A 17,371-nucleotide genomic window follows, 5' to 3' on the forward strand; every position below is an offset into this window, starting at 1 on the left:
TAATGATGAGGTTCGTGAATGCCCCGCAGCACCTGGTTCAGCGCGTTATTGTTGTTTGTCGCCCTTTGGGCACCTTTAAGTCAGGCAGATACAGGTTGGCAGCCTTTGGCAGATACCATCCGTAAAAGTGATAAAGACACCCGTCAGTATCAGGCCGTACGCCTGGATAATGACATGGTGGTCTTGCTGGTATCCGATCCGCAAGCCGTAAAGTCGCTTTCTGCATTAGTGGTTCCTGTGGGATCGCTGGAAGACCCGCAAGCGCACCAGGGGCTGGCGCATTACCTTGAGCACATGAGTCTGATGGGCTCGAAAAAATATCCGCAGGCTGACAGTCTGTCTGAATTCCTCAAGATGCACGGCGGCAGCCACAATGCCAGCACCGCGCCTTATCGCACAGCCTTCTATCTGGAGGTTGAGAACGATGCGCTGGTGGGGGCGGTGGATCGCCTGGCCGATGCCATCGCAGCGCCCTTGCTGGATAAAAAATATGCCGAACGCGAACGCAATGCCGTTAACGCTGAACTGACACTGGCGCGCACGCGAGATGGTATGCGTATGGCGCAGGTGAGTGCGGAAACCATTAACCCGGCGCACCCCGGCTCACGTTTTTCTGGCGGGAATCTGCAAACGTTAAGCGACAAACCCGGTAAGCCGGTGTTGCAGGCTTTGCAGGAATTTCATGAGAAATACTATTCAGCCAACCTGATGAAGGCGGTGATTTATAGCAATAAACCGTTGCCAGAGTTGGCGCGTATTGCTGCTGACACCTATGGTCGGGTACCGAATAAAAATACCGTAAAACCCGAAATCACGGTTCCGGTAGTCACTGACGCGCAAAAAGGGGTCATCATCCATTATGTGCCTGCGCTGCCGCGTAAAGTGCTGCGCGTCGAGTTTCGTATCGACAACAACAGCGCTCAGTTCCGTAGCAAAACCGACGAGCTGGTGACCTATCTGATTGGTAATCGTAGCCCGGGCACCCTTTCTGACTGGTTGCAAAAGCAAGGACTGGTGGAAGGTATTCGCGCGGATTCCGATCCTGTCGTCAACGGTAACAGCGGTGTACTGGCCATTTCAGCCACGCTTACCGACAAAGGTCTGGCGAATCGTGATGAAGTTGTCGCGGCCATCTTTAGCTATCTCAATCTGTTACGTGAAAAAGGCGTGGATAAACGCTACTTTGATGAGCTGGCGCACGTCCTGGATCTCGACTTCCGCTATCCGTCCATCACCCGTGATATGGATTACGTGGAATGGCTGGCTGACACCATGATTCGCGTACCTGTCGCCCATACCCTCGATGCGGTTAACATCGCCGATCAGTATGACGCTGATGCGGTAAAAGCCCGACTGGCGATGATGACGCCGCAGAATGCCCGCGTCTGGTACATCAGTCCGAATGAGCCACATAACAAAACCGCCTACTTTGTTGATGCCCCTTATCAGGTCAACAAAATCGACGACAACACCTTTGCCCAGTGGCAGCAAAAAGCGCAGGCGATTTCGCTCTCCCTGCCGGAGCTCAACCCCTACATTCCTGATGACTTCTCGTTGATTAAGAACGAGAAGGAATATGCGCACCCGGAATTGATCATCGATAAACCGGATTTACGCGTGGTGTACGCGCCGAGCCGTTACTTTGCCAGTGAGCCAAAAGCCGATGTGAGCGTGGTGCTGCGTAATCCAAAAGCCATGAACAGCGCCAGAAATCAGGTGATATTTGCGCTGAATGATTATCTGGCCGGTATTGCGCTTGATCAGTTAAGTAATCAGGCCGCGGTGGGCGGGATAGGTTTTTCGACTAACGCCAATAATGGCTTGATGCTGAACGCCAATGGCTACACCCAGCGTTTGCCGCAGCTTTTCCAGGCGTTGCTGGAAGGCTACTTCAGCTACTCTGCGACACAAGAGCAACTGGAACAGGCGAAGTCCTGGTATGTGCAGATGATGGACTCTGCCGAGAAAGGTAAAGCCTACGATCAGGCCATTATGCCTGTGCAGATGATGTCTCAGGTGCCTTACTTCTCACGCGATGAACGCCGTAAGTTGTTGCCATCAATCACCCTGGAAGAGGTTATGGCGTACCGCGATGCGTTAAAAGTGGGGGCCCGTCCGGAGTTTTTGGTTATCGGCAACATGAGCGAAGCGCAGGCCAAAACCATGGCGCAGGATATCCAGAATCAGTTGGGCGCAAAGGGTTCTGAATGGTGTCGCAACAAAGATGTGCTGGTCGATAAAAAACAGTCGGTCATTTTTGAAAAAGCGGGCAGCAGCACGGACTCTGCGCTGGCGGCGGTGTTTGTACCTGCGGGATACGATGAATACACCAGCACCGCGTACAGCGCCATGTTGGGGCAAATCGTTCAGCCATGGTTCTACAACCAATTGCGTACCGAAGAGCAGTTAGGCTATGCGGTGTTTGCTTTTCCGATGAGCGTGGGTCGTCAGTGGGGAATGGGCTTCCTGTTGCAAAGCAGCGACAAACAGCCGGCGTATCTCTGGGAACGCTATAAAGCCTTTTTCCCGACGGCGGAAGCGAAGCTGCGGGCAATGAAACCGGGCGAGTTTGCACAAATTCAGCAGGCGGTCATTACGCAAATGTTAGAAGCGCCGCAAACGCTGGGCGCGGAGGCTTCGCAATTAAGCAAAGATTTCGATCGGGGTAATATGCGCTTCGATTCGCGTGATAAAATCGTGGCTCAGATTAAACTGCTGACGCCGCAAAAACTTGCCGACTTCTTCCATCAGGCGGTGGTAGAGCCGCAAGGCATGGCGATACTGTCACAGGTTTCCGGAAGCCAGAACGGGAAAGCAGAATATGCGACCCTGGAAGGCGGGAAAGTGTGGCAGACCGTCAGCGCGTTGCAGCAAACCTTGCCCCTGATGAGTGAAAAGAATGAATGATGCTGAGTCTCTTGATCCTCTACGCTTGCCCCTCACGGGCGAGCGCCTGATTGAAGCGTCCGCAGGCACTGGCAAAACCTTTACTATCGCAGCGCTCTATCTGCGCCTGCTACTTGGACTGGGCGGCTCTGCCGCCTTTCCCCGTCCGTTAACCGTAGAAGAGTTATTGGTGGTGACCTTTACCGAGGCCGCCACCGAAGAGCTACGCGGCCGAATCCGCAGTAATATCCACGAATTGCGCATTGCCTGTCTGCGGGAATCGACCGACAACCCGCTCTATGCCCGCCTGTTAGACGAAATTAACGATAAAAAGCAGGCCGCACAGTGGTTATTGTTGGCCGAACGGCAGATGGATGAAGCTGCCGTCTTCACCATTCACGGTTTTTGCCAGCGCATGCTGAGTCTTAACGCGTTCGAGTCGGGGATGTTATTTGAGCAACAGCTCATTGAAGACGAATCCCTCCTGCGTTATCAGGCCTGTGCGGATTTTTGGCGTCGTCACTGTTACCCACTTCCGCGGGAAATTGCCCAGGTTGTCTTTGAAACATGGAAAGGCCCGCAGGCGCTGCTGAAAGATATTGACCGCTATCTGCAGGGTGAAGCGCCGGTGATTAAAGCGCCTCCGTCAGACGAAGAGACGCTGGCATCGCGCCATGCGCAGATTCTGGCGCGAATCATCCGGATCAAACAGCAATGGTGCGAATCCGTTGAGGAGCTTGACGCGCTGATCGAATCGTCAGGCATCGATCGCAGAAAATTCAACCGTGGTAACCAGGCAAAATGGATCGAGAAGATAACCGCATGGGCGCAGGCAGAAACGCAGACTTATCAGTTACCTGAAGCGTTGGAGAAATTCTCGCAGCGCTTTTTAGAAGAGCGAACCAAAGCGGGCGGCGTCACGCCTGAGCACGCACTGTTTGTGGCCATTGATGAACTCCTTGCAGAGCCGCTGACGATTCGCGATTTGGTTATCACCCGGGCACTGGCGGAGATTCGGCAAACGGTCGCCAGGGAAAAGCAGCGTCGGGGGGAGTTAGGCTTTGATGACATGCTCAGCCGCCTCGATGCGGCGCTGCAAAGTGAAAGCGGCGAGGCGCTGGCGTCGGCCATTCGCGGTCGTTTTCCGGTGGCGATGATCGATGAATTCCAGGACACCGATCCACAACAGTACCGAATTTTTCGCCGCATCTGGCAGCATCAACCGGAGACGGCGCTGCTGCTGATTGGCGATCCAAAACAGGCGATTTACGCGTTTCGCGGCGCGGATATCTTCACCTATATGAAGGCGCGTAGCGAGGTGACGGCGCACTATACGCTCGACACGAACTGGCGTTCTGCGCCCGGCATGGTCAACAGCGTCAATACGCTGTTTGCTCAGATGGATGATGCCTTCATGTTCCGCGAGATCCCGTTCACGCCGGTGAAGTCCGCTGATAAAAACCAGGCGCTGCAATTTGTGTTGAACGGTGAGACGCAACCCGCCATGCGCATGTGGTTAATGGACGGTGAGAGTTGTGGCATTGGCGACTACCAAAGCACCATGGCGCACATTTGCGCCGCGCAAATCCGTGACTGGCTGAAGGCGGGACACTCGGGTCAGGCGCTGCTGAACAGTGGCAAAACCTCGCGACCCGTTCGCGCTTCGGATATCAGCGTACTGGTGCGTAGTCGTCAGGAAGCCGCCCAGATTCGTGATGCGCTGACGCAACTGGATATCCCGTCAGTTTATCTCTCTAACCGCGACAGCGTTTTTGACACCCTTGAAGCGCAAGAGCTGCTGTGGATTTTACAGGCGGTGATGACGCCTGAGCGCGAAAATACGCTGCGCAGCGCGCTTGCCGCCTCGATGATGGGGCTAAATGCGCAGGACATCGATAGACTTAATGATAACGAGAACGCCTGGGACGCGGTTGTGGAGGAGTTTGACGGCTACCGTCAGATTTGGCGCAAACGCGGTGTGATGCCGATGCTGCGCGCGCTAATGTCGCAGAGAAATATTGCGGAAAACCTGCTGGCGACAGCGGGAGGCGAGCGCCGCCTGACCGATATTCTGCACGTCAGCGAACTTTTGCAGGAAGCGGGATCGCAACTGGAGAGCGAACATGCGCTGGTTCGCTGGCTTTCGCAGCATATTCTGGAACCCGACAGCAATGCCTCCAGCCAGCAAATGCGTCTGGAAAGCGATAAGCATTTGGTGCAAATCGTCACCATTCATAAATCGAAAGGGCTGGAGTATCCGCTGGTCTGGCTGCCCTTTATTAGCCATTTCCGTATTCAGGATCAGGCCTATTATCACGATCGCCGCTCATTTGAAGCGGTACTGGATCTCAGCGAGGCCGACGAGAGTATTGAACTGGCAGAAGCTGAACGGCTGGCGGAAGATCTCCGCTTGCTCTATGTTGCGCTGACCCGTTCGGTATGGCATTGCAGTCTCGGCGTTGCGCCGCTGGTGCGCCGCCGTAGTGATAAAAAAGGGGAGACGGATGTTCACCAGAGCGCGCTGGGTCGTCTGCTGCAAAAAGGGGAACCGAAAGATGCCGCCGGGCTTCGCGCGTGTATTGAATCGTTGTGTGGCGAAGATATTGCCCTGCAAATAGCGGGCGCGCCGGACACCGAGCGCTGGCAGGTGGCGCAAGCCGCCCGCGCCGAACTGAGCGCGAAAGTGTTACAACGCTCCCTGAGTGATAGCTGGCGCGTAACCAGTTATTCCGGCCTACAGCAGCGGGGTCACAGTGTTGCACAGGACTTAATTCCTCGCCTTGATGTTGATGCCGCCGGTGTCGCTGAGGTGACGGTTGAGCCGGGGTTAACCCCACATCAGTTTCCGCGCGGCGCATCGCCGGGCACTTTCCTGCACAGCTTGTTTGAAGACCTCGATTTTACTCAGTCTGTTGATGCCGCCTGGGTACAAGAAAGACTGGCGTTGGGAGGCTTCGACGCTCACTGGGAACCGGTTTTGACCGCGTGGCTGGAGGCCGTCTTACAGGCGCCGCTTAACGATACCGGCGTGAGTCTGCGTCAGCTCTCCGACCGAGAAAAACAGGTCGAGATGGAATTTTATCTGCCAATAGCCCAGCCGCTGAATGCCCGCCAACTGGATGCGCTGATTCGCCAGTACGATCCGCTCTCTGCCGGGTGCCCGCCGCTGGACTTTATGCAGGTGCGCGGCATGTTGAAAGGATTTATTGATCTGGTGTTTCGCCATCAAGGGCGTTATTACCTGCTCGATTACAAATCTAACTGGCTTGGCGAGGACAGTGCCGCCTATACCCAACAGACGATGGCCTCGGCGATGCAGGCGCACCGTTACGACCTGCAATACCAGTTGTATACCCTGGCCCTGCATCGGTATCTGCGCCATCGCATCGCAGACTACGACTACGAGCGCCATTTCGGCGGCGTTATCTATCTCTTCCTGCGCGGCGTGGATAGCGAACAACCACAGCAAGGCATTTACGCGACCCGTCCAGACCGCGAATTAATTGCACAGATGGACGAGATGTTTGCAGGCCTGGTAGGGGAGGAGGCGTAATGACAATCCAGAAACGCTTACTGGATGCGGTAGAACAAAAACAGTTAAGGCCGCTGGATGCGCAGTTTGCGCTGGCGGTTGCTGGCAATGACGATCCAGCGGTGACGCTGGCGGCGGCATTGCTCAGTCGTGATGCGGGGGAAGGCCACGTCTGTCTGCCGCTTTCGCGGCTGGCCAACACAGAGGACGCGCATCCGCTGTTGCAGACATGGCTCAAAGAAGCGCCAGAGCGCATCGACTGGACGCAACGCCTGTTAACGTCTGCCGCGGTTAGCCGTGGCGAACAGCCAACGCCGCTCATTTTGCACGACGACCGCCTCTATCTGAACCGAATGTGGCGTAATGAACGTACGGTAGCGCGTTTTTTTAGCGAGGTGAATCAGGCCATTGAACTGGATGAGCAGCAGCTAACCCAGACGCTTAATGCGCTTTTCCCTCCCACTGATGAAATCAACTGGCAAAAAGTGGCGGCTGCCGTGGCGTTGACCCGGCGTATCTCGGTGATTTCCGGTGGCCCCGGCACGGGCAAAACCACGACCGTGGCAAAGCTGCTGGCGGCGTTGATTCAGATGGCTGACGGCGAACGCTGTCGTATCCGGCTGGCGGCACCGACGGGCAAAGCGGCGGCGCGACTGACGGAATCGCTGGGGAAAGCATTACGCCAGCTACCGCTTACCGATGAGCAAAAAAAACGGATCCCGGATGACGCCAGCACTTTGCATCGGCTGTTAGGCGCGCAGCCTGGCAGCCAGCGTCTGCGCCATCATGCTGGCAACCCGCTGCATCTGGACGTGCTGGTGGTCGATGAAGCATCAATGATTGACCTGCCGATGATGTCGCGCCTGATTGAGGCGCTGCCGCCGCACGGGCGGGTCATTTTTCTGGGCGATCGCGACCAGCTCGCATCCGTTGAGGCGGGCGCTGTGCTGGGGGATATCTGTGCCTGTGTGAAGGACGGCTTTACGCCCGCACGTGCACAACAGCTCAGTCGGCTTACCGGATGCCAGGTTCTGGCAGGCGCAGAAACAGAAGCCGCCGCGTCACTGCGTGACAGCCTCTGTCTGCTGCAAAAAAGCTACCGTTTTGGCAGTGATTCCGGCATTGGGCAACTGGCTGCCGCTATTAATTGCGGCGATAAATCTGCAATTAAGGCGGTCTTCCAGCAGGGATTTGGCGACATTGAAAAACGCACGCTGCTGAGCAGTGAAGACTATGCCGCGATGCTGGATGAGGCAATGGCTGGGTACGGGCGGTATCTTGATCTGGTTCGGGCGGGGGCGGAACCCGATGCCATCATTCAGGCGTTCAATGATTACCAGTTGCTGTGTGCGCTGCGCGAAGGGCCATTTGGCGTAAAAGGACTGAATGAACGTATCGAACACGTGATGCGGGAAAAACGTAAAATTGCCACTCTTGCGCACTCGCGCTGGTATGAAGGGCGGCCGGTGATGATTGCGCGAAACGACAGCGCGTTGGGATTATTTAACGGCGATATCGGCATTGCGCTCGATCGCGGTCAGGGGCTGCGAGTCTGGTTTACGATGCCGGACGGCGTTATTAAATCTGTGCAGCCGAGTCGTCTTCCTGAACATGAAACGACCTGGGCGATGACGGTGCATAAATCTCAGGGTTCGGAGTTTGATCACGCGGCGCTTATTCTACCCACGCAGCGTACGCCGGTTGTGACGCGCGAGCTGGTGTATACCGCGGTGACGCGCGCGCGCCGTCGCCTGTCGCTGTATACCGATGAACGGGTGTTGAGTGGCGCAATCGCGACCCGTACCGAGCGTCGTAGCGGGCTGTCGGCCTTGTTTAACGAAGGTAATACGCAGCAGGATTTGTAGGCCGGATAAGCGTTAGCGCCATCCGGCGATGTGCCCGATGGCGACCAGATTAGCACTGTAAGCCGGATAAGCGTAAGCGCCATCCGGCGATGTGCCCGATGGCGACCAGATTCGCACTGTAGGCCGGATAAGCGTAAGCGCCATCCGGCAATGTGCCCGATGGCGACGTGAAACGGTTTTATCAGACGGACACCGTATCAACCCGCTACCCCAAATCCGCCATCAACACTTTTGAACGGCGCTGATAGTTGTACATCTCTTTTTTGCTCTCGGGGAGCAGGTCGATATCCACCGGCGTAAAGCCACGCTCCTGAAACCAGTGAATGCTCCGCGTGGTCAGTACGAACAGCTTGCTAAGCCCGATTTGTCTGGCCTGGGCGGCAATCCGCTCCAGCAGGACTTCTCCTCGTGATGAACTGCGATAATCTGGATGCACCGCCACGCAGGCCATTTCGCCGATCCTTTCTTCCGGGAAAGGATACAGCGCCGCGCAGGCGATGGTCAGGTTATCACGCTGAATAATGGTGAATTTGTCGATCTCCATCTCCAGTTGTTCGCGGGAACGGCGCACCAGAATCCCTTGCTGTTCCAGTGGGCGGATAAGCTCGAGAATTCCACCAATATCATTAATGTTGGCGCGGCGGATTTGTTCGGCGCTTTCCATCACGATCTGCGTGCCGATACCGTCACGCGAGAACAATTCCTGTAACAGCGCGCCATCTTCCTGATAGCTGATCAAATGGCAGCGACGTACGCCGCTGCGACAGGCTTTCACCGCACCGCGCAGAAAACGCACCGTGCCGGAGTTGTAATCCTCTTTCTCTTCCTGCGCTTCAACGCGGGCCTGCGCTTCATTCGGGAACAGTTCAGAAACAATGTCGCCATCGTCGTTGGTAACCCCTTGCGAGGAACAGAAGCCAATCATTTTCTCCGCCTTCAGTTTGATGGCGAGCTGGGTGGCTATCTCTTCTGAGGTCAGGTTAAAACTTTCACCGGTGACAGAGACGGCGACGGGGCCCATCAGAACAATCGCGCCGTTGTCGAGCTGGCGGTGAATCGCCTCTTCATCAATACGACGGATACGCCCGCTGTGGCAGTAATCGACGCCATCATCAACGCCCAGTGGCTGTGCGATGATAAAGTTGCCGCTGACCACGTTGATGTGCGCCCCCTGTAGCGGCGTGTTGTTGAGGCTCATCGACAAACGGGCGGTGATATCCAGTTGTAATGTCCCCGCCGCTTGCTTGACCAGTTCCAGGGTTTTGGCGTCCGTGACACGCGTATTTTTGTGGTACACCGGCTCATGATGGTGTGCGGCCAGGTTCGCGTCGATTTGTGGACGTGCGCCATACACGACCACCAGGCGAATGCCGAGGCTGTGAAGAAGTCCGATGTCATTGACGATACTGGAGAAATTCTCATGCTCGATGGCTTCGCCGCCCAGCATAATGACAAACGTTTTCCCCCGATGGGTATTGATATAGGGAACAGAATGGCGGAATCCCTGTACCAGTTCGGTTCTACGTTCCTTCACCATGGCACACCCTCTTTGCATGATTATTCGTATTTTGTGTATTTTTATTCTGTTTTTTCTCCGGGCGCAAGTGCAATTTTGCCTGCCATCGAAGGTATTTATCAGTAATACCGTGAATATAAAAAGAAAGTTTACCGTTTTATAGATGACAGATTATGCGTCATTCGCTAAAGTTTCCGGTCAATTCAGACGTTTTGTAAATCAGCACCGTTAGATTTGTTTTGCTCGGGAGAAGCATGTCGGGATCCAATCCACCAATCAGCCGTCGTCGTTTACTGCAAGGGGCGGGCGCCATGTGGCTATTGAGCGTAAGCCAGGTCGGTCTGGCTGCGGTCAGTCAGGTCGTTGCGGTTCGTATTTGGCCAGCATCCAGTTACACCCGCGTGACGGTGGAATCGAACCGCGAGTTGAAATACAAGCAATTCGCCCTGAGTAATCCTGAGCGCGTCGTGGTGGATATTGAAGGTGTGAACCTGAACTCTGTGCTCAAAGGCATCGGAACTCAGATCCGCCCGGATGATCCCTACATCAAATCGGCAAGAGTGGGGCAGTTTGATCCGCAGACCGTGCGCATGGTGTTTGAACTGAAGCAGAACGTGAAGCCGCAACTGTTTGCCCTCGCGCCAGTGGCGGGTTTTAAAGAACGTCTGGTCATGGATCTCTATCCTGCCAATGCGCAGGACATGCAGGATCCGCTGCTGGCGTTGCTTGAGGATTACAACAAAGGCGATCTGGAGAAACAGGTTCCGCCCGCGCAGAGCGGCCCGCAACCGGGTAAAGCGGGGCGCGATCGTCCGATTGTGATCATGCTCGATCCGGGGCACGGCGGCGAAGACTCCGGCGCTGTGGGCAAATACAAAACGCGTGAAAAAGATGTGGTGTTGCAGATAGCCCGTCGCCTGCGGGCGTTGATCGAGAAAGAGGGCAACATGAAGGTCTATATGACGCGAAACGAAGATATCTTCATTCCGCTGAAAGTGCGCGTCGCGAAAGCTCAAAAACAGCGTGCCGACCTTTTCGTCTCAATTCACGCGGATGCATTTACCAGTCGACAGCCCAGCGGGTCGTCGGTGTTTGCTCTTTCCACCAAAGGCGCAACCAGTACGGCGGCAAAATACCTGGCGCAAACGCAGAACGCCTCGGATTTGGTCGGCGGGGTCAGTAAAAGCGGCGATCGCTACGTCGATCATACGATGTTCGACATGGTGCAATCGCTGACCATTGCCGACAGTCTGAAGTTCGGGAAAGCGGTGCTGAAGAAACTGGGTCAGATCAACAACCTGCACAAGAATCAGGTAGAGCAGGCCGGGTTTGCCGTGTTGAAAGCGCCAGACATCCCTTCGATTCTGGTTGAAACTGCCTTTATCAGTAACGTTGAAGAAGAGCGGAAGCTCAAAACAGCGACGTTCCAGCAGGAAGTGGCGGAGTCGATATTGGCGGGGATCAAAGCTTACTTCGCCGATGGGGCGACGCTGGCGAGAAGAGGATAATAAAAAAGCGCTGAAAAGCGCTTTTTTTACAGCTATTTTTTCCGAACGCCAGAAACAAAAAAACACCCGTAAGGGTGCTTAATGTTGTTGGTTGCGGGGGCCGGATTTGAACCGACGACCTTCGGGTTATGAGCCCGACGAGCTACCAGGCTGCTCCACCCCGCGTCCGTCTTTTACTCTTCCATCGAGTAACTTCTTCTTTTTCACAATGTGTTGGTTGCGGGGGCCGGATTTGAACCGACGACCTTCGGGTTATGAGCCCGACGAGCTACCAGGCTGCTCCACCCCGCGTCCGTCTGTTACTCTACGAACAAGTAACGTCTTTTTCTTCACATTGTATTGGTTGCGGGGGCCAGATTTGAACTGACGACCTTCGGGTTATGAGCCCGACGAGCTACCAGGCTGCTCCACCCCGCGTCCGTGGATGCGCACTATACTCTGCTAACGTTTTCATGCAACCCTTTTTTTAACCAGATCATAAATTTGGTACGAGAGTGGTTAAAAATGGTTCTGATCGGCTCGTTTTTTGCACAAAATTTGCGACAAGGGCTGGATGCGCATTTCATTAGGCCCGGGGGTTTGTTATCTTCATCTCGCATTATTGGCAACTTAAAGACGAGAACAATGAAAGGACGTTGGGCAAAATATCTTCTCACCGGAGTCGTCGTGGCGATGCTTGCTGCGTGTTCCTCTAAACCCACCGATCGCGGACAGCAGTATAAAGACGGGAAGTTTACCCAGCCTTTCTCACTGGTGAACCAACCTGATGCGGTAGGCGCGCCGATTAACGCGGGCGACTTTGCCGAGCAGGTGAATCAGATTCGCAGTGCATCACCGCGTTTATATGGTAATCAGAGCAACGTTTATAGCGCTGTTCAGGACTGGCTGCGTGCTGGCGGCGATACGCGCAGTATGCGTCAGTTCGGCATTGATGCCTGGCAGATGGAAGGCGCGGATAACTACGGCAACGTACAGTTTACCGGCTACTACACGCCTGTCATCCAGGCGCGCCATACGCGTCAGGGAGAGTTCCAGTACCCGATTTACCGGATGCCGCCAAAACGCGGACGCCTGCCGTCCCGTGCGGAGATCTACTCCGGCGCACTGAGCGACAGTTACATTCTGGCTTACAGTAATTCGTTGATGGATAACTTCATCATGGATGTACAGGGCAGCGGCTATATTGATTTTGGCGACGGCAGCCCGCTTAACTTCTTCAGCTATTCCGGGAAGAACGGCCATGCTTACCGCAGTATCGGTAAGGTGCTTATCGACCGCGGTGAAGTAAAGAAAGAAGATATGTCGATGCAGGCGATTCGCCATTGGGGTGAAACGCACAGCGAAGCAGAAGTGCGTGAGCTGCTGGAGCAGAACCCTTCATTTGTCTTCTTTAAACCGCAATCTTATGCTCCGGTGAAAGGGGCCAGCGCGGTACCGTTGATTGGTCGCGCCTCTGTTGCTTCTGACCGCAGCATTATTCCACCGGGCACAACGCTGCTGGCAGAAGTGCCGCTGCTGGATAATGACGGTAAGTTTACCGGCCAGTATGAACTGCGCCTGATGGTGGCGCTGGACGTTGGCGGCGCAATTAAAGGCCAGCACTTTGACATTTACCAGGGCATTGGCGCGGACGCCGGGCACCGTGCAGGCTGGTATAATCACTATGGTCGTGTCTGGGTGCTGAAGAGCGGGTCAGGCGCAGGTAACGTGTTTAGCGGCTAGTCGCCGGATGGCGCTTCGCTTATCCGGCCTACATCATCGAGTAGGCCGGATAAGGCACAGCCGAGTCATACCGCTCGGTATTAATGAATTTGAGGTGTTATGTCTGTTGTAATAAGTGATGCCTGGCGTCAGCGTTTTGGCGGCACCGCGCGCCTGTATGGTGAAAAAGCGTTGCAACTGTTTGCCGATGCGCATATCTGCGTGGTCGGGATCGGTGGAGTGGGTTCATGGGCGGCAGAAGCGCTGGCGCGAACCGGAATTGGCGCGATCACGTTGATTGATATGGATGACGTTTGCGTCACCAATACGAATCGTCAAATTCATGCCCTGCGCGATAACGTTGGGCTGGCGAAAGCGGAAGTGATGGCGGATCGTATCCGTCTGATTAACCCGGAATGCCGGGTGAACGTTGTCGATGATTTCGTGACGCCGGATAACGTTGCGGAGTATATGAAGGCAGGTTTTTCCTATGTGATCGATGCGATTGACAGCGTACGGCCAAAAGCGGCGCTGATTGCGTATTGTCGACGCAATAAAATTCCACTGGTCACCACCGGCGGTGCGGGTGGACAGATAGACCCGACGCAGATTCAGGTCGTCGATTTAGCGAAAACCATTCAGGATCCGCTGGCGGCAAAACTGCGTGAGCGCCTGAAAAGTGATTTTGGCGTGGTGAAAAACAGCAAAGGCAAGCTGGGCGTTGACTGCGTGTTCTCAACCGAAGCGCTGGTGTATCCCCAGTCGGACGGTTCTGTCTGCGCAATGAAAGCAACGGCGGAAGGGCCAAAACGCATGGACTGCGCCTCTGGATTCGGTGCGGCAACCATGGTGACTGCCACGTTCGGTTTTGTTGCCGTTTCCCACGCGTTGAAGAAAATGATGGCGAAAGCGGCGCGCGAGGCTTAATGGTGTCGGATGGCGCGACGCTTATCCGCCCTGTGGTTCAAGTGGTTTTGTAGGCCGGATAAGACGCGTCAGCGTCGCCATCCGGCACAACAACCATCAGGCGCTACGCGCCGCCTCCACAACCGCCGCGCTAAGTGCATTCAGCCCCTGGCTACGCGAAGCGCTGAGCTGCGCTTTCAGGCCTAACTCATCAAACAATGCCAGCGGCGAGCGGGTCAAAATCTCCGCCGCCGTTTTGCCTTCTACCGCGGTCAGCAATACGGCCAACAGGCCGCGCACAATACGACCTTCACTGTCGCCAAAAAAGTGCATTGTGCCATTGGCCGACAGGGTATGCCCCAGCCAGACGCGGTTTTCACATCCGGCAATCTCTTTTGCCTGCGCTTTTAACGCTTCCGGTAGCGCGGGAAGCTGCTTACCCAGCAGGATAAGCTGGCGATATTTATCCTCCCACTGTGTCAGTGGGGCGAATGTATTACGTAACGTCTCTTCGGTTACGGTTGTGCCAAACGGGTGTCCAGCGAACAGAGGGTTTGTCATTAATCCACCAGTATTTCCAGCGCGCGGTCAATCGCATTGACCAACGCATCGACATCGCTCTTTGTATTATACGGCGCAAAAGAGGCGCGCAAAGTCCCGGTGACGCCCATTTCCGCCAACAACGGTTGAGCGCAGTGCTGCCCGGCACGCAGTGCGATACCATATTCTGCCAGTAACGTCACCATATCGCTGTGGTGTACGTCGGCAAAGTCGAAGGCCAGCAGGCTGGAGTCCTGACAGCGGAACGAGCGAAAACCCGGACGGGTCGCCAGCGCTTCTTCAGCCAGAGTGGCCAGCCCACGACTCCAGTTTTCGGCCTGCACGATATCAAACTCAGAAAGCCATTCCAGCGCGGCGCTCAGGCCAATAACCCCTGCAACGTTTGGCGTACCGGCCTCCAGCTTCCACGGCGCGGGTTGCGTGGTAAATCCCTCGAAGCTGATTTCGTTGATCATTTTGCCGCCACCGAGCCAGGGTGACATGGCGTCCAGCAGTTCTGGTTTACCGTAGAGCACGCCAATGCCGGTCGGGCCATACAGTTTGTGGCCCGAGAATGCGTAGAAATCGATGTCGAGCAACTGGACGTCGGCGGGGAAATGCACCGCTCCCTGCGCGCCGTCGACCATCACGACCATCCCGGCTGCGTGCGCCAGCGCTATCGCGCGGGCCAAATCCGGGCATCCGCCCGTCACGTTGGACATTTGTCCCAGCGCCAGAATGCGGCTGCGAGGGGTGATCAGATCGGACAAACGCCCAACATCGGGAACAAAATGCGCATTGAGCGGCAGTTTGACGACCTTTGCGCCCGTCTGCTCTGCCACCATCAGCCAGGGCACGAGATTGGCATGGTGCTCGGCCGCGCTCACAATAATTTCATCGCCCGGTTGCAGGCGAGGGCGGGCATAACTTTGCGCCACCATGTTGATTGCTTCGGTAGTGCCACGGGTCCAGACGATCGCTTTGTCGTCGGGAGCATTGATCAACTGCGCGACTTTTTCTCTGGCCGCCTCGTAACGTGCGGTCAGGCGCCGGGCTTCGGCAAACTGGCTGCGATGGACGTTTCCGGCGCTCAGACTGTAAAACTGATGCGTGGCGTCGATAACCGCCTGCGGTTTGAGGGCGGTGGCGGCGCTGTCGAGATAGACACCGGCATCAACGAGTGCGGGAAACTGCGCACGAAACTGCGCGGGATTAAAAGCGTTCATGGAATTCCTCTGTTCAGTGAACAGATCGTGGCGCAAAAAGAGCCCTGATACAAGGTTTGTCCTACCCTCGGAATCGTCTGCTTATCCATGTGAAATCCGACCAGTGGCTTATGCTGAATAGTGTTGGGCAAACGATTTTGCCTGTTATGAACATTTATTTAGATAGCATAAATCGCTGTAAGGAGAAGAAGATGAATAAGACAGCCGCCATTATCTCTGCCTGTATGCTGACATTTACCCTCAGCGCCTGTTCTGGTTCCAATTACGTGATGCACACCAATGATGGGCGAACCATTGTCTCTGAGGGGAAACCGAGGATGGATGATGAAACAGGGATGATTTCGTACCAGGATGCGAATGGCAACAAACAGCAGATCAATCGTACTGACGTGAAAGAGATGGTCGAACTGGATCAGTAACCGGTCAGTCGTGGGCAAAAAAAAGCACCGCAAATTGGCGGTGCTACATTAATCACTATGGACAGACAGGGTAAATGTACAGGAAGTGAAAAAGGGTAGCCTTGCTACCGTGGTCTGAATCGCAGACCAATTGCAAACACAACAACACAACATCACAACCGTAAGCCAAAAGTTCACCAGAACACGCATTCCGATAAAACTTTTCGTTCCGGCTCAGGAAGTGACGCCACTATAGGTATTTGCTGGTAGAACCTCAACGGACAATTTATAATGGCTCAGATTAAAAAAACTAATAGGTTACATAACGTTACCTAATTGTTAAATTCTTTTAACATCAAAGTTTAAAAGCCATGTCAAAACGATTACCACCCCTGAATGCATTACGTGTTTTTGATGCCGCCGCAAGGCATTTGAGCTTCACGCGCGCGGCGGAAGAGCTTTTTGTGACACAGGCCGCAGTAAGCCACCAAATCAAGTCTCTTGAGGATTTTTTGGGACTTAAGCTGTTTCGCCGTCGCAACCGATCGCTTTTGCTGACGGAGGAAGGGCAAAGCTATTTCCTCGACATCAAAGAGATTTTTTCGCAATTAACTGAAGCGACGCGTAAACTTCAGGCTCGTAGTGCAAAAGGGGCTTTAACGGTCAGTTTATTGCCCAGTTTTGCCATTCAATGGCTGGTGCCCAGACTCACAAGCTTTAATTCAGCTTATCCGGGAATCGATGTCAGAATCCAGGCCGTGGATCGTCAGGAAGATAAACTGGCGGACGATGTGGACGTCGCGATTTTTTATGGTCGTGGAAACTGGCCGGGTTTGCGTGTCGAAAAATTGTACGCAGAATATTTACTGCCCGTCTGTTCGCCTTTGCTGCTCACCGGTGACAAACCGCTGAAGGCGCCGGAGAATCTGGCACAACACACGTTACTGCATGATGCTTCGCGGCGTGACTGGCAAACCTATACGCGTCAGTTGGGGCTGAATCATATTAATGTGCAGCAGGGGCCTATCTTCAGCCATAGCGCCATGGTGCTACAGGCTGCCATCCATGGACAAGGGGTCGCGTTGGCCAACAACGTGATGGCGCAGTCCGAAATTGAGGCCGGGCGTCTTGTTTGTCCGTTTAATGATGTCCTGGTCAGCAAAAATGCTTTTTATCTGGTTTGTCATGACAGTCAGGCAGAACTGGGTAAAATAGCTGCTTTTCGTCAGTGGATACTGGCAAAAGCGGCCACTGAACAAGAAAAATTCCGCTTTCGTTACGACCAATAATTTA

11 protein-coding genes and 3 tRNA genes are annotated in these 17,371 nt (G+C 54.7%); 8 read left to right on the forward strand and 6 right to left on the reverse strand.

What is annotated here, in order from left to right:
- Positions 1-18: 18 nt before the first annotated feature.
- Genes ptrA through recD form a run of 3 tightly spaced genes read left to right on the forward strand, consistent with a single transcriptional unit; the run spans position 19 to position 8,283 of the window.
- Positions 19-2,907 carry a pitrilysin gene (gene ptrA, locus ACO7SM_RS04260; RefSeq protein ID WP_490469829.1) on the forward strand — a complete coding sequence of 963 codons (2,889 nt, stop codon included), beginning with the start codon at positions 19-21 and terminating at the stop codon, positions 2,905-2,907.
- Positions 2,900-6,439, forward strand: a complete 3,540-nt coding sequence (recB, locus tag ACO7SM_RS04265; RefSeq protein ID WP_490469830.1) for an exodeoxyribonuclease V subunit beta — start codon at positions 2,900-2,902, stop codon at positions 6,437-6,439. Before ptrA ends, recB begins: the two co-directional genes overlap by 8 nt.
- Positions 6,439-8,283 carry an exodeoxyribonuclease V subunit alpha gene (recD, locus tag ACO7SM_RS04270; protein WP_490469831.1) on the forward strand — a complete coding sequence of 615 codons (1,845 nt, stop codon included), beginning with the start codon at positions 6,439-6,441 and terminating at the stop codon, positions 8,281-8,283. Before recB ends, recD begins: the two co-directional genes overlap by 1 nt.
- Before the next feature lie 205 nt (positions 8,284-8,488).
- Here recD and argA read toward each other — a convergent pair whose 3' ends face one another.
- The gene (gene argA / locus ACO7SM_RS04275; protein ID WP_490469832.1) at positions 8,489-9,820 is read right to left on the reverse strand and encodes an amino-acid N-acetyltransferase; all 1,332 of its coding nucleotides are present in this window, start codon (positions 9,818-9,820) and stop codon (positions 8,489-8,491) included.
- Positions 9,821-10,053: 233 nt separating this feature from the next.
- Here argA and amiC point away from each other — a divergent pair, with 233 nt between their 5' ends.
- On the forward strand, positions 10,054-11,307 hold the full coding sequence (gene amiC, locus ACO7SM_RS04280) for an N-acetylmuramoyl-L-alanine amidase AmiC (RefSeq protein ID WP_490469833.1): 1,254 nt from the start codon (positions 10,054-10,056) through the stop codon (positions 11,305-11,307).
- Positions 11,308-11,395: 88 nt separating this feature from the next.
- Here amiC and ACO7SM_RS04285 read toward each other — a convergent pair.
- From ACO7SM_RS04285 to ACO7SM_RS04295, 3 genes are all read right to left on the reverse strand, one after another.
- Positions 11,396-11,472: transfer RNA gene (locus tag ACO7SM_RS04285), tRNA-Met, on the reverse strand.
- 49 nt (positions 11,473-11,521) lie between these two features.
- Positions 11,522-11,598: transfer RNA gene (locus ACO7SM_RS04290), tRNA-Met, on the reverse strand.
- Between the two features lie 49 nt (positions 11,599-11,647).
- Positions 11,648-11,724: transfer RNA gene (locus tag ACO7SM_RS04295), tRNA-Met, on the reverse strand.
- 207 nt (positions 11,725-11,931) lie between these two features.
- On the opposite strand from ACO7SM_RS04295, the gene mltA reads away from it, so the two are divergent.
- A complete protein-coding gene (mltA, locus tag ACO7SM_RS04300; protein ID WP_490469834.1) occupies positions 11,932-13,029 on the forward strand; it encodes a murein transglycosylase A in 1,098 nt (365 codons plus the stop codon).
- 99 nt (positions 13,030-13,128) lie between these two features.
- On the forward strand, positions 13,129-13,935 hold the full coding sequence (tcdA, locus tag ACO7SM_RS04305; protein WP_490469835.1) for a tRNA cyclic N6-threonylcarbamoyladenosine(37) synthase TcdA: 807 nt from the start codon (positions 13,129-13,131) through the stop codon (positions 13,933-13,935).
- Between the two features lie 96 nt (positions 13,936-14,031).
- Here the strand turns inward: tcdA and csdE are convergent, their stop codons facing one another.
- Positions 14,032-14,475, reverse strand: coding sequence for a cysteine desulfurase sulfur acceptor subunit CsdE (csdE, locus tag ACO7SM_RS04310; RefSeq protein WP_490469836.1), 444 nt, complete (start codon positions 14,473-14,475; stop codon positions 14,032-14,034).
- Positions 14,475-15,680: a cysteine desulfurase CsdA gene (gene csdA / locus ACO7SM_RS04315; protein WP_490469837.1), complete on the reverse strand. Its 1,206-nt coding sequence runs from the start codon at positions 15,678-15,680 to the stop codon at positions 14,475-14,477. The genes csdE and csdA overlap by 1 nt, the downstream gene beginning before the upstream one ends.
- A 191-nt stretch (positions 15,681-15,871) precedes the next feature.
- Between csdA and ACO7SM_RS04320 the strand changes: the two genes are divergently transcribed.
- Positions 15,872-16,099: a YgdI/YgdR family lipoprotein gene (locus ACO7SM_RS04320; RefSeq protein WP_490469838.1), complete on the forward strand. Its 228-nt coding sequence runs from the start codon at positions 15,872-15,874 to the stop codon at positions 16,097-16,099.
- Positions 16,100-16,449: 350 nt separating this feature from the next.
- The gene (gene gcvA / locus ACO7SM_RS04325) at positions 16,450-17,367 is read left to right on the forward strand and encodes a glycine cleavage system transcriptional regulator GcvA (RefSeq protein ID WP_490469839.1); all 918 of its coding nucleotides are present in this window, start codon (positions 16,450-16,452) and stop codon (positions 17,365-17,367) included.
- Positions 17,368-17,371 lie beyond the last annotated feature (4 nt).

It is taken from the genome of Citrobacter sp. LJND-P06, assembly GCF_058188415.1.